Raw genomic sequence first — 13,455 nt, forward strand, 5'->3', positions numbered from 1 at the left:
GTTTGAGGGAAAATTCAGCGCGCGGGGATGAAGGTCGGTCCGACCGTCCGCACCGATTTGCTGTCGGTCGTGGGGGTGGAGGGTGCCGCCGCGGCGTTGGCCGGATCGTCGGCCGCCGCCGGCGCCGTGCTGTCGGGCGCGCCGCCTTTCCGGGCCGAGGCCTGAACCGGCTTGGTCGGCACCCGCGACATCTTCTTCGCGCTCTCCTCGGTGACGATGATGTCGCCTTGCTGTTCGGCGGTGGCCTTGTCGTCGATATTCTTCAGTGCGTCGGCCCAGGTCTGTCCGGCGGCCTTGCAGGAACAGGACGGATTAAATTCCTGGCGATAATGGAATGCATTCGGGGTGGAGGTGTAGGACTGGCCGCTGATCGAGACCGCCGCGTTCATGTCTTCACCGGGATTGCGATAGGTGAAGAGCGTGGCGTCCGCCGCCGGGCACAGCGCCTTGCAGGTTTTTTCGTCGTCGGGGAAACGCGCCGGAACGGTGGCGAACGAGATCGGGAAATAGAAGCCGTCGCAGGAGCGGACGCAGACCGTCCGATACGTTCCGGATTGCGCCCCATTATCGGGGGCACCGGGCACAGCCGAGCCGGGATTGGGATTGTTGTTGCCGAACAGATTGCTCAGGAAATTGCCCGGGCCGCCGCCGCTATTGTTCAGCGCGTTGGCGTATTGCGGCCCGCAATTATTCTGCGCCAGCGCCGTCAGCACCGAACGGCGCTGATTGTCGCGGTCGTCGCCGTAACCGCCGCCGCCACGCAGCCGCTCAAGGCTGCCCGTGATCTGATCGAGATTGGACCGCATCTGCTGGATCTGGGTGTTGACCGGGCCGCATTGCGCCGACTGGCCGCTGAACAGCGAGAAAAATCCGGAGCTCTCGCAGCCCATCCGTTTGGCCTGCGCCGTCACGCGATCGAGTTCGCTTTGCTGCTTGGCCGCGGCATCCTGATAGCGGCGGATCTGGTCGTCCCTCGCGGGATCGCCGGTGCCGCCATGATCGATCGTTGCGAGCTGTGCTTCCAGCCGTACGCACATCGGGTTCGAGGCTGGCGCGCTCTGTGACGGTGGCGGCGGGGAATTCGGACTCGTTTGCGCCAACGCATCAGCGCCCGGCGCAACAACGCCGAGCAACGCCATGCAGGCCAGGATCCATTTCAAGGTCGGTGTGGGGAAGGGGGGAATCAGGGTTTCGGGCATATCCGGCCAACAGGGCGATTCCGCGCGGCGTGGAAACCTCAAAAGCGCGGACGACGCGGCATCACATAGCCGCTTCTCTGGGCATCGTCACGTCGTTTCCGCGGCGCCGGTGTGGCGGGCGGGTCACTTGACGCTGCGGCGGGCCGGTGGATCAGCGCTGACAGGTAATCGCGATATACTCCCCGCAAGCCGCCCGGGAGCAATTGGCGGCCGCCGCCTTGGGAAGCGATCCCGTTATCTCGTCCGGATCGACGCTCCGGTAAGACGAAGCTTGGGCGAAATCCCGCGATCTGCAATAGGATAATGCGGCATGTTCGCCACATTTCTCGCCTTTGGCGAGGCACTGGTCGACCCCATAGCCGTCCGCCTGATTTTCGATGATGAAAACGCGGCTGTCCGCCATGGCGGCCGACGCGGCACAAACGAGAGCGCCGGCCAAAAACGCTGAAATGGATCGCATACTGCACCGGAGAATGAGGGGAATGTTGCTTCCCACCTCGATAGGTCCAAAAGGTTAACAATGATTAACCATGGACAGGGTGCTAATGGGTTGCCCGGGCTTGATGGCCGAAATCGGGCGGCCGGATGGCCCTTGACGCGGTCCCCCGCACTGCCCCATAGGTAACTCGGATGTACGGTCTCCTCGCCATTTGCGGCATTTGCCGCGAGATTACGCGCTAGCGATTCGCTGGCTGAGGCCGTCTTTTCTCAAAAGAGATCACTGGACGCCCGGCCGCAAGGGATGGGGTATCCATGAAACTGCACCTTCACGATACGTTGACCAGGGAGAAGCGCACCTTCGTGCCGCTCGATCCCAACAATGTGCGCATGTATGTCTGTGGGCCGACGGTTTACGACTTCGCCCATATCGGCAATGCGCGTCCCGTCATCGTGTTCGACGTGCTGTTCCGGCTGCTGCGCCATCTCTATGGTGCCGATCACGTCACCTATGTCCGCAACATCACCGACGTCGATGACAAGATCAACGACCGCGCCGCGCGGGACTTTCCCGGCCTGCCGCTGAACGAGGCGATCCGGAAAGTCACGGAAAAGACCGAGAAGCAATTTCATGAAGATGTCGATGCGCTGGGCTGCCTGCGGCCGACGGTCGAGCCGCGCGCGACCGAGCACATCGTCGAGATGCGCGCCATCATCGAGAAGCTGGTGGCGGGCGGGTTTGCCTATGTCGCCGAAGATCACGTGCTGTTCTCGCCGCAGGCGATGAATGCCGCCAATTCGGTGCTGCCGCGTTACGGCGCGCTCGCCAACCGCAGCCTCGACGAGATGATCGCAGGCGCCCGCGTCGATGTCGCGCCGTACAAGCGCGACGCCACCGATTTCGTGCTGTGGAAGCCTTCCAAGCCCGGCGAGCCGTCATGGCCGTCGCCGGCCGGCATCAAGGTGGAGGGCCGTCCGGGCTGGCACATCGAATGCTCGGCGATGGCGTGGAAACATCTCGGCGAGCAGTTCGACATTCATGGCGGCGGCATCGACCTGGTATTTCCGCATCACGAGAACGAACTCGCGCAAAGCTGCTGCGCCTTTCACGAAGGCCGCATGGCCAATATCTGGATGCATAACGGCTTCCTGCAGGTCGAAGGCGAGAAGATGTCGAAGAGCCTTGGCAACTTCGTCACGATCAGGGAATTGCTTGGTGGTTGGCAAGGCTATGGCTGGCCGGGCGAAGCTTTGCGCCTGAACATGCTGCGTACGCATTACCGCCAGCCGATCGACTGGACGCTCGAAGGACTGGATGAGGCTCACAAGACCTTGTGGACATGGTATGAGGGCCTGGCGTCTGTCGAGCCGCTTTCTGAACTGCCTGCCGATATCGTTGCGTCGCTATGCGATGACCTGAATACGCCGCAGATGATCGCAGCCATGCATGGCCTGCACCGGTCAGGCAAGAAGCGCGAGTTGCGAGCCGCGCTTCGCCTGTTGGGATTTTCCGGCGACCGCAATAAAATCGGTCGTGTAGCTGTTGCCACAGGAACGTCTGATGGAGTTTCAACGGCGCGAGCCTCGAGCGGAGCTATTGAGGCCGCTGATGTTGAAAAGCTGATTGCTGACCGCCAAGCCGCGCGCGCCCGAAAAGATTTCAAGGAGTCCGATCGCATCCGCGATGAACTTGCGGCGATGGGGGTTGTCATCAAGGATTCCAAGGAAGGCACCACCTGGGAGGTCGCGCGATGATCGCATCTGAACTCATGGCTGCCTTGAGATTGTTCGGAGTGTTTTGACGCGATGGGACAAGCCTTACCAAAACCCGCATTGCGGCCGTTCCTGCCGGCGGATACGCCTGTCCTGGCCGCGATCTTCGTTGCCGCCATCGAGGAGTTGACCGGCGAGGATTACAGCGAGGTCCAGCAGGCCGCGTGGGCGGCGTCCGCCGACGATGAAGAGCAATTCGGCAAGCGTCTCGCCGGCGAACTCACCTTGATCGCCACGCTGCAAAATTCGCCGGTCGGTTTTGCCGCGCTCAAGGGCGCCGATCACATCGACATGCTCTACGTGCATCCGAGTGTGGCCGGGCAGGGCGTCGGCTCGGCGCTGTGCGAGGCGCTGGAAAGGCTTGCCGGCGCCCGCGGCGCCAAAAGCCTCACGGTCGATGCCAGTGACAATGCGCAAGGTTTCTTTGCCAGGCGCGGCTATGTCGCCAAACAGCGCAACAGCGTCACGGTCAATGGTGAATGGCTGGCCAACACCACCATGCAGAAGACCTTGGCCGATGACGCTGCACCCGGAATGCAGCCATGAGCCGCGAACGCCTCTATCTGTTCGACACCACGCTGCGCGACGGTGCGCAGACCAACGGCGTCGATTTTACGCTGCAGGACAAGCGGCTGATCGCGCAGATGCTCGACGATCTCGGCATCGACTATGTCGAGGGCGGCTATCCCGGCGCCAATCCGACCGACAGCGAATTCTTCGCGGCGAAACCAAAATTCGATCATGCGCGCTTCACTGCGTTCGGCATGACAAGGCGTCCGGGCCGCTCGGCCTCGAACGATCCGGGGCTGGCGGCACTGCTGGAGGCCAAGGCCGACGCGATCTGCTTTGTCGCGAAATCCTCGGCCTATCAGGTGCGGGTGGCGCTCGAGACCACCAATGAGGAGAATCTGGCCTCGATCCGCGATAGCGTCATGGCCGCTAAGGCCGCGGGCCGCGAGGTGATGCTGGATTGCGAGCATTTCTTTGACGGCTACAAGGAGAATCCGGAGTTTGCGCTCGCCTGCGCGAAGGCGGCCTATGATTCCGGGGCGCGCTGGGTGGTGTTGTGCGACACCAATGGCGGCTCCATGCCGCACGAGATCGAGACCATCGTCGGCGAGGTGGTCAGGCACATCCCCGGCGACCATGTCGGCATCCATGCCCACAACGATACCGAGCAGGCCGTCGCCAACTCGCTGGCGGCGGTGCGTGCCGGCGCGCGGCAGATCCAGGGCACGCTGAACGGCTTGGGCGAACGCTGCGGCAACGCCAATCTGTGCTCGCTGATCCCGACCTTGCTGCTGAAGCGCGAGTTTTCCGACGCCTTCGAGATCGGGGTGTCGGTGGACAGGATGGCGACGCTGATGAAGGTATCGCGGACGCTGGACAATATGCTCAACCGCGCCTCGAACCGGCATGCGGCTTACGTCGGTGAAAGCGCCTTCGTCACCAAGACCGGCATTCATGCTTCCGCCGTCCTGAAGGACCCGCACACTTATGAGCATGTGCCGCCGGAATCGGTCGGCAATCATCGCAAGGTGCTGGTTTCCGATCAGGCCGGCCGCTCCAACGTCATCGCCGAACTCGATCGCATCGGCATCTCCTATGACAGGAACGATCCGAAACTGGCGCGCCTGGTCGAGGAACTGAAGGAGCGCGAGGCCGCCGGCTATGCCTATGAGTCGGCGGACGCATCGTTCGAACTGCTGGCGCGGCGAACGCTTGGGCGCGTGCCGGAATATTTCCAGGTCGAGCAATTCGATGTCAATGTCGAGCAGCGCTACAATTCCAACGGCCAGCGCCTCACCGTGGCGATGGCGGTGGTGAAGGTCGATGTCGCCGGCGAGAAGCTGATATCGGCCGCCGAAGGCAACGGTCCGGTCAACGCGCTCGACGTGGCGCTGCGCAAGGATCTCGGCCAGTACCAGCGCTATATCGAAGGCCTGAAGCTGATCGATTACCGCGTGCGTATCCTCAATGGCGGCACCGAGGCTGTTACGCGGGTGCTGATCGAGAGCGAGGACGAGGCGGGCGAGCGCTGGACCACGGTCGGCGTGTCGCCCAACATCATCGACGCATCGTTCCAGGCGCTGATGGATTCGGTGATCTACAAGCTGGTGAAATCCGGCGCGCCGGCGTGACGACTGACCTAAAGATACTCACCGAGGAGATCTACGTCGTCATTGCGAGCGGAGCGAAGCAATCCATGCGCCGAATGCGATGCTCAACTTCTGGATTGCTTCGTCGCGGAGCCTGTCATCGGGCGGCGCTTCGCGCCGATCCGGTGGCTCCTCGCAATGACGGAGAAAGGTACGGCTATGGCTGTTTGCCATATTGGGTTGAGAAAGCCGTCAGATGATCGACCACGTCTCGCTGGCCGTCAGTGACCTGGAGCGCGCGGTTCCGTTCTACGAACGAACGTTCGCCGCGCTCGGGATCTCAAGGCTCGTGACCCGTCCCGCCATGGTCGGTTTCGGCAAGAGCTATCCGGAAGTCTGGATCAATCTGCGCAGCGGAATGCAACGCCTTGCACCGGATAACGGCGTCCACGTCTGTCTCCGCGCCAGGTCGACGGCCGAGGTCGATGCTTTTCATGCCGCGGCGCTTGCCGCCGGCGCAACCTCGGAAAGCGCGCCGTCGCTGCGTCCGCATGATCGCGTGCGCTATTATGCGGCCTTCATCATCGATCCCGACGGCAACCGCATCGAGGCGGTGACGTTTCCGGACGAATGATCGCGGGACTACAGCCGGTCGGCGATCTCGGGCGGCATCTGCTTGTTGCTGGGCGCTTGCGCCGCTGCGGCGCGAAGGTTCGGCAGGATATCTTCGACCCGTTCGGCCTTGAGAATATCGACCGCCAGGGAAGGCCGGATGAACTCCGTTGCGCGCATATGCGCGAGCAGCGCCAGCAGCGGTTCCCAGAAGCCGCCGATGTTCGCAATCAGGATCGGCTTCGAGTGCCGGCCGAGTTGCTGCCAGGTCAATTGCTCCACCAGTTCCTCAAGGGTTCCGATCCCGCCGGGCAGCGCGACGAAGGCGTCGGAATGCTCGAACATCAGCCGCTTGCGCTCATGCATGTCGGGCGTGACGATCATTTCCTGGACCCGCGTCAAGGCGTGCTCACGCGCCTTGAGGAAATCGGGAATGATACCGGTGACCAAGCCGCCATGATCCAGCACGGATTTAGCGACGGCGCCCATCAATCCGAACGACCCGCCGCCGTAGACGAGGCGGACATCGTTCTCTGCAAGGATCTTTCCGAATTCGGTGGCGGTTTTGACAAAGAGGGGATTGGTACCGGGCCCGGATCCGCAATAGACACAGACGGTTTTGATTTTGTTCATGACTGCCATGTGGCACTGCAACGTAAAAGCGTCAAGGCGTGCGAATCGGTAACACTAATAGAAATGCCCCCCTAAACGCCGGAAGTTACGAAAGAATTACCCCGCAAGCCTGTGCAGGCGGTCGAAACGTCCTATATGACGTAGCGAATGTACATGAACGAAAAAATACAGGCGCCCCCGAAGCGGCGCGCGGTTTCGCCTGCGGATTCTCACTGATGGCCCACACAGATTCGCGCCGGGGCGCCGGCAGGCCGCTGCCTGTTTCCGACAAGTCCTTTGAGCAGGCGACCCTGACCGGGACGCTGGTGCATCTTTGGCCCTATATCTGGCCCGGCGACCGTGCCGATCTGCGGATGCGGGTGGTCTGGTCGGTAGTGCTTCTGCTGGTAGCGAAGTTCGCGACGCTGGTGGTGCCCTTTACCTTCAAATGGGCGACCGATGCGCTGACCGGAGCCGATACCGCTCCCGTCCAGGCGTCGAACTGGATGATGTGGGTGGTGGCATCGCCCCTGATCATGACCGCGAGCTACGGCGGCTTGCGCGTGCTGATGGCGGTGCTGACGCAATGGCGCGACGGCATCTTCGCCCAGGTGGCCATGCACGCGGTGCGCAAGCTGGCCTATCTCACCTTCGTCCACATGCATGAATTGTCGCTGCGCTTTCATCTGGAGCGCAAGACCGGCGGGCTGACGCGCGTGCTCGAACGCGGCCGCACCGGCATCGAGACCATCGTGCGGATGGTGATCCTGCAACTGGTGCCGACCATCGTCGAGGTCACGCTTTTGATGGGCGTGCTGCTGTGGAAGTTCGACTGGCGCTATGTGATCGGCACGATGATCATGGTCGTGATCTTCATGTACTACACCTATATCGCGACCGAATGGCGGATCGAGATTCGCCGCAAGATGAACGATTCCGACACCGAGGCGAATACCAAGGCTATCGACTCGCTCCTCAATTATGAGACGGTCAAATATTTCAGCGCCGAGGAGCGCGAGGCCACGCGCTACGACCACTCGATGGAGCGTTACGAACGCGCCAGCGTGAAAACCTACACCTCGCTGGCAGTGCTCAATACCGGGCAGGCGATCATCTTCACCGCGGGCCTGACGGCGACCATGCTGATGTGCGCCATGGGCGTGCGCAGCGGCCGTAACACGGTGGGCGATTTCGTCATGATCAACGCCATGATGATCCAGCTTTACCAGCCGCTGAATTTCATGGGCATGGTCTATCGCGAGATCAAGCAGGCGATCATCGATATCGAGAAGATGTTCGCGGTGCTGTCGCAGAAGCCGGAGGTGAAGGATATTCCGGGCGCCATGCCGCTGGTCGTGACCTCGGGCCATGTCCGCTTCGACAATGTGCGGTTCGCCTACGATCCTGATCGCCCGATCCTCAAGGGTCTCAGTTTCGAGGTGCCGGCCGGCAAGACGGTCGCGATCGTCGGTCCCTCCGGAGCCGGCAAATCGACGATTTCACGGCTGCTGTTCCGGCTTTATGATGTTTCCGGCGGCAAGATCCTGATCGACGGTCAGGACATCCGCAATGTCACGCAATCCTCGCTGCGCGCGTCGATCGGCATGGTGCCGCAGGATACCGTGCTGTTCAACGACACCATCCGCTACAATATCCGTTACGGCCGCTGGGATGCGACCGACGACGAGGTGGAGCAGGCCGCGCAACTGGCCCAGATCGACAACTTCATCCGGATGTCGCCGAAGGGCTATGAAACCCAGGTCGGCGAACGCGGCCTGAAACTGTCGGGCGGCGAAAAGCAGCGCGTGGCGATTGCGCGCACCGTGCTGAAGGCGCCCCCGATCCTGGTGCTCGACGAAGCGACGTCCGCACTTGACAGCCACACCGAACATGAAATTCAGGGGGCGCTCGAACGGGTGTCGCACAACCGCACTTCTCTTGTGATCGCGCATCGGCTATCGACGATCGTGGGCGCTGACGAGATCATCGTACTGGACCAGGGCCGGATCGCCGAGCGCGGGACGCATTCCCAGCTTTTGGCAACCGGCGGCCTCTATGCCAGTATGTGGAACAGGCAGCGCGAGGCCGAGGAAGCTCGCGAAAGGCTGGCGCGGACCGGTGACGACGAGGCGCCCGGCCGGTTGCCGCCGCCGATCGATGACGCGCTGGCCGCCGCTGAATGATTGCAATGACCCGTCCCCGCGAGGGAAAGGGCAAGGATAGTTCTCAAGGATAGTTTTGATGTCGATAGCCAAGTCCATCCGCGCGCAGATTCCGCCGATCCATCCCGAAGGCTATCCGTTTATCGGCGGCTTTGCGCTGGCCAGCCTGATCCTGTTCTGGCTCTGGTCGCCGCTCGGCTGGATCGGCACGGTGCTGACGATCTGGTGCGCGCTGTTCTTTCGCGATCCGGTCAGGGTTACGCCGGTCCGGGAAGGGCTCGTCGTGGCGCCGGCCGACGGCCGCGTTTCGATGATCGCGCCGGTCTTGCCGCCCGCCGAACTCGGGCTTGGCGACCGGCCGCTGCTGCGCATCTCCATCTTCATGAGCGTGTTCAATTGCCATGTGAACCGCAGTCCGGTGGCGGGTCAGATCGACCGGATTGCGTACCGGCCCGGCGCCTTCATCAACGCCGAACTCGACAAGGCAAGCGAAGACAATGAGCGCAATTCGCTCGTGATCTCGACACCGAACGGCCGGATCGGCGTGGTCCAGATTGCGGGACTGGTCGCGCGCCGGATCGTGTCGTTTGTGCGCGAAGGGCAGTCGATCGGCGCCGGCGAGCGGTTTGGGCTGATCCGCTTCGGATCGCGCCTCGACGTTTACCTGCCCGAGGGAACCGGGGCGCTGGTCTCCGAAGGCCAGACGGCGATCGCCGGAGAGACGATTCTGGCCGATTTCAGGTCGGGCGATCCCACCCGGACCTACCGGACCGATTAACCTGTCCGGTCTGCCGGAAGATCGGCCCGCCGTAGCGATGGCGGAGCGACGCTACGCTTGCTATATCTATTAGGCCATGCCGATAAATTTCGATCCCAACTATGCCGAAATGCGTCGCCGCCGGTTTCGTCCGATTCCGGTGCGCATGTTGGTGCCGAACGTCATCACGCTGCTCGCGATCTGCGCGGGGCTGACGGCGATCCGGCTATCCACCGAGGGGCGGACCGAATTGGCGGTGGCGGCGATCGTGTTCGCGGCCATCCTCGATGGTATCGACGGCCGGGTGGCCCGCATGATCAAGGGCCAGTCGAAATTCGGCGCCGAACTCGACAGCCTCGCCGACTTCGTCAATTTTGGCGTGGCACCGGGATTGATCCTTTATTTCTGGCAGCTCCACGACCTGAATAACGGCGGCTGGATCGCCGCGATGGTGTTTGCGATCAGCGGCGGCCTGCGGCTCGCGCGTTTCAACGCGAGCATCGACGATCCCAACAAGCCGGTATTTGCCGCGAATTATTTCACCGGTGTACCGGCGCCTGCCGGCGCGATCACGGTGCTGCTCCCGATCTATCTGGCATTCCTCGGCGTGCCAAAACCTCCGGCGATGCTGACGGCGCTTTACACGCTGCTGATTGCGTTCCTGATGGTCTCGCGCTTGCCGGTATTTTCCGGCAAGACCGTGCGCATGCGGGTGCCGCCGGAAATGGTGTTGCCGCTTTTCGTTTCCGTCGTTCTCTTCATCGCGCTCCTGATCGGTTATCCCTGGCATATCCTCTCCGTGGGTGCGGTGATCTATCTCCTGAGCCTGCCGGCAGGCTGGAAGTCCTACCGCGACCACGCCCGCAGGGCCGCGGCGCAAACGCCAATGCCGGCCGCCGCCGCGCCTTCAACGCCGTCGTCGCCCTATCCGTCGCCGGTCTCCGAATCCGCGCCGGACGATCGGCCGACCCGGCTGAACTGATCCCGCCCGTAGGGCGTTCTTCAAATATCTGGCATGATGGATCGGCCGGTTGGGTTCGCTCCCGATCTCGGCTATAGCCTGATCGCATATAATCAAAAGATCAGGAGAGAACGCCGTGACGACATCCGCATCCGCGCCGCTGCCCGCTTCCGTGCTTGAAGCCCTGGCGCGCTATGACACGCCGACGATCTGCAATGCGATGGAGATCGTGGCGCCGGAGCGCCGGCTGATCGGTTACACCACCAAGCCGCTGGTGTGTCCGTTTCCTGATTTGCCGCCGATGGTCGGTTATGCGCGGACGGTGACGATCCGCTCGGTGCTCCAGTCTGGGCTGCCCGCCGCCGAACAGGCCATGCGGCGGATCGAATATTACGAATATGTCGGGACCGGACACGGTCCGCGTATCGCCGTGATCCAGGATATCGACGGCGCCGATGTCGGTTATGGCGCGTTCTGGGGCGAGGTTCAAAGCAACGTCCACAAGGCGCTCGGCTGTCTCGGCGTAATCACCGATGGATCGATCCGCGACATTCCGCAATGGGCGGAGGGTTTTCAGGCGCTGGCCGGTTCGATCGGCCCCTCGCACGCCTGGGTCCATGCCGAAAGCTTCGGCGGCGAAGTGCGGGTGGCCGGCATGACGGTGCGGTCGGATGATCTCATTCATGCCGATTGCCACGGCGCCATCGTGATTCCGCACGATCTCGCCGCCAAACTGCCCGATGCCGCCGAACTCTGTGGACGCCGCGAGACGCCGATCCTGGATATCGCGCGCAGCCCCGACTTCACGCTCGAAAAACTGAAAGAGGCGTTGAAGCGCTCGGCCGAAATCCATTAGCCGCGAAAACGGATAGGCATGAGAATCCGCGAAGCGCGGGCGGCATACTCGCCGCCTCCGCGCTCAAGGGACCGACAGGCTGGCAGCCGTGGCGGTAATTCCTGCATTTTCGAGCCTGCGGCAGCTTAAATTGTTTACCAATTATTATGCCTACCAAATTCGGTAACGCGTCTTTAATTGCAGCCACCTAGGGTTTGGTGGTGCGGTTCGAGGTGGGCCGCGCCTCCGTCCAGGATGGCCGGACATTCGCGACCGCGTTGGAGTTCCTCATGGATATCATGACGGGCATTGGGCTCGTGTGCGGTATAATCGTCATTGCGACGATGATGCTGCTGGGCGGCGATCTCAGCCTGTTCGTCAGCGAGCATGCCGTGATCATCATCTTCGGCGGATCGATCGCCGCCACCATGATCCGGTTTCCGCTCAGCGCGCTCGTTCACGGCTTGCCGCTCGGCGCAAAATTCGCCTTCACCATGAGCCGGCTGTCGGCGCACGAACTGGTCGACGAACTGGCCCGCATCGCCGAGATCGCACGCAAGCAGGGGCCGGTCGGACTGGAAAAGGTCGAAACCAACGAGCCCTTTCTGGCCAAGGGAATCCGTTATGTCGCCGACGGCTACGATCTCGAATTCATCCGCGACAATCTCGAGCGCGACCGCGACAATTTCCTGATGCATCTCGACGAGGGCAGCAAGATCTACCGTGCGGTCGGCGATTGCGCGCCGGCCTTCGGCATGATCGGCACCCTGATCGGCATGGTGCAGATGTTCGCCAACATGACCGACCCTTCCAAGCTCGGCCCGTTCATGGCGACCGCATTGCTCGCGACGCTGTACGGCGCGCTGGTCGCCAATCTGTTCTGCCTGCCGATCGCCGACAAGCTGCATGGCAAGCTGCTGGACGAGGAGACCAACCGCACGCTGATCATCGACGGCATTCTGATGATCCGGGACTCCAAGAGCCCGGCGCTGGTCCGGGAGATGTTGCTGGCCTATCTGCCGGAAAAACACCGCCACGAAGAGGGTGAACCGGTCCCGGCCTAGTTGGCCGATCCCGGTCCGGAACAACCGCAATGGCCAAGAAAAAACGGGGCGATGCGCATGGAGGAGGGCACGGCTGGTTCGTGACCTTCGCCGACCTCATGGGCCTGATGATGAGCTTCTTCGTGATGCTCGTCGCGTTCTCCACCACCGACAACAACAAGCTCAAGATCGTCGCCGGCTCGATGCGGGATGCTTTCGGCGTGCAATCCGAAAGCCGCTTTTCCGGCATTCTCGAATCCGACGGCGTGCCCACCAAGCCGAAACTCAAGCACGTTGAGCACATCAATCCTGAGGAGGCCTCCAACACGCCGACGCCCGATCAGCATGACAACAGCCTCACCGAGGGCGAACGGCTCGACAAGGACCGCGAGTTCGCGCTGGCTTCGGCGTCGCTGCGGCAGGCGTTGCAGGACATGCCGGAACTGACCGAGATCTCGAAGCACATCATGTTCGAGGAGACCAAGGAGGGGCTGAATCTCGAGATCGTCGATCAGGACGGCCGTTCGATGTTCGCCGACGGCTCCAAGGTGCCCTACGACCGCACCCGCCGGCTGATCGAGAAGCTTGCCGGTCCGCTCAAGGCGACGCCGCTGCGCATCTCGATCGTCGGTCATACCGCCTCGGGTTTCGTGCCGACGCAAAGCGACTATGACGCCTTCGACCTGTCGGCCGATCGGGCCAACGCGGTGCGCCAGATTCTGGCGCGGGAAGGGGTGCCAGCGGCTCATATCTATGCCGTCTCCGGCAAGGCCGACACCCAGCCGCTGTTCCCCGACGATCCCTCGATGTCCGCGAATCGCCGCGTCACCATCACGCTGATGCGCGAAGATCCGGCGATTCCGCCCGGTCTGAAGCCGTAGTCCGTTACCTTATTATATTACCGTAAATTCAGTTTTGGGCGTTGCCGGGAGCATGATCTGGACCCGCCGGCTGTCGCAAAGTC

Annotated in this window: 13 protein-coding genes; 10 read left to right on the top strand and 3 right to left on the bottom strand. The window is 62.3% G+C overall.

Going from position 1 to position 13,455, the window contains the following annotated elements; all coding sequences use genetic code 11:
* Positions 1–14: 14 nt before the first annotated feature.
* Together HB630_RS05655 and HB630_RS28285 are read right to left on the bottom strand one after the other, a co-directional pair.
* On the bottom strand, positions 15–1,199 hold the full coding sequence (locus tag HB630_RS05655; RefSeq protein ID WP_249780643.1) for a DUF2865 domain-containing protein: 1,185 nt from the start codon (positions 1,197–1,199) through the stop codon (positions 15–17).
* Between the two features lie 151 nt (positions 1,200–1,350).
* Positions 1,351–1,659, bottom strand: coding sequence for a hypothetical protein (locus tag HB630_RS28285; RefSeq protein ID WP_249780644.1), 309 nt, complete (start codon positions 1,657–1,659; stop codon positions 1,351–1,353).
* 293 nt (positions 1,660–1,952) lie between these two features.
* On the opposite strand from HB630_RS28285, the gene cysS reads away from it, so the two are divergent.
* The 4 genes from cysS (at position 1,953) to HB630_RS05680 (ending at position 6,143) form a co-directional block, all read left to right on the top strand.
* A complete protein-coding gene (gene cysS, locus HB630_RS05665; protein WP_213770598.1) occupies positions 1,953–3,392 on the top strand; it encodes a cysteine--tRNA ligase in 1,440 nt (479 codons plus the stop codon).
* Positions 3,393–3,443: 51 nt separating this feature from the next.
* A complete protein-coding gene (locus HB630_RS05670; RefSeq protein ID WP_213770599.1) occupies positions 3,444–3,956 on the top strand; it encodes a GNAT family N-acetyltransferase in 513 nt (170 codons plus the stop codon).
* A complete protein-coding gene (gene cimA, locus HB630_RS05675) occupies positions 3,953–5,551 on the top strand; it encodes a citramalate synthase (protein ID WP_213770600.1) in 1,599 nt (532 codons plus the stop codon). Before HB630_RS05670 ends, cimA begins: the two co-directional genes overlap by 4 nt.
* 214 nt (positions 5,552–5,765) lie before the next feature.
* Positions 5,766–6,143 carry a VOC family protein gene (locus HB630_RS05680; RefSeq protein ID WP_213770601.1) on the top strand — a complete coding sequence of 126 codons (378 nt, stop codon included), beginning with the start codon at positions 5,766–5,768 and terminating at the stop codon, positions 6,141–6,143.
* Between the two features lie 8 nt (positions 6,144–6,151).
* Here HB630_RS05680 and HB630_RS05685 read toward each other — a convergent pair whose 3' ends face one another.
* Positions 6,152–6,754, bottom strand: a complete 603-nt coding sequence (locus HB630_RS05685) for a TIGR00730 family Rossman fold protein (protein WP_213770602.1) — start codon at positions 6,752–6,754, stop codon at positions 6,152–6,154.
* A 215-nt stretch (positions 6,755–6,969) separates the two neighbouring features.
* Here HB630_RS05685 and HB630_RS05690 point away from each other — a divergent pair, with 215 nt between their 5' ends.
* The 6 genes from HB630_RS05690 to HB630_RS05715 all read left to right on the top strand — a co-directional run bounded on the left by HB630_RS05690 (position 6,970) and on the right by HB630_RS05715 (position 13,372).
* A complete protein-coding gene (locus HB630_RS05690) occupies positions 6,970–8,916 on the top strand; it encodes an ABC transporter ATP-binding protein/permease (protein ID WP_213770603.1) in 1,947 nt (648 codons plus the stop codon).
* Between the two features lie 58 nt (positions 8,917–8,974).
* Complete coding sequence (locus tag HB630_RS05695) at positions 8,975–9,673, top strand: phosphatidylserine decarboxylase (protein ID WP_213770604.1); 699 nt, start codon at positions 8,975–8,977, stop codon at positions 9,671–9,673.
* Positions 9,674–9,749: 76 nt separating this feature from the next.
* Positions 9,750–10,634, top strand: a complete 885-nt coding sequence (locus HB630_RS05700; RefSeq protein ID WP_213770606.1) for a phosphatidylcholine/phosphatidylserine synthase — start codon at positions 9,750–9,752, stop codon at positions 10,632–10,634.
* 115 nt (positions 10,635–10,749) lie between these two features.
* Positions 10,750–11,469, top strand: a complete 720-nt coding sequence (locus HB630_RS05705; protein ID WP_213770608.1) for an RraA family protein — start codon at positions 10,750–10,752, stop codon at positions 11,467–11,469.
* Positions 11,470–11,738: 269 nt separating this feature from the next.
* Positions 11,739–12,512: a MotA/TolQ/ExbB proton channel family protein gene (locus HB630_RS05710; protein ID WP_213770610.1), complete on the top strand. Its 774-nt coding sequence runs from the start codon at positions 11,739–11,741 to the stop codon at positions 12,510–12,512.
* A gap of 29 nt (positions 12,513–12,541) precedes the next feature.
* On the top strand, positions 12,542–13,372 hold the full coding sequence (locus tag HB630_RS05715) for a flagellar motor protein MotB (protein WP_213770612.1): 831 nt from the start codon (positions 12,542–12,544) through the stop codon (positions 13,370–13,372).
* Positions 13,373–13,455 lie beyond the last annotated feature (83 nt).

The organism is Bradyrhizobium sp. dw_78 (assembly GCF_018449525.1).
Classification (GTDB): domain Bacteria; phylum Pseudomonadota; class Alphaproteobacteria; order Rhizobiales; family Xanthobacteraceae; genus Bradyrhizobium.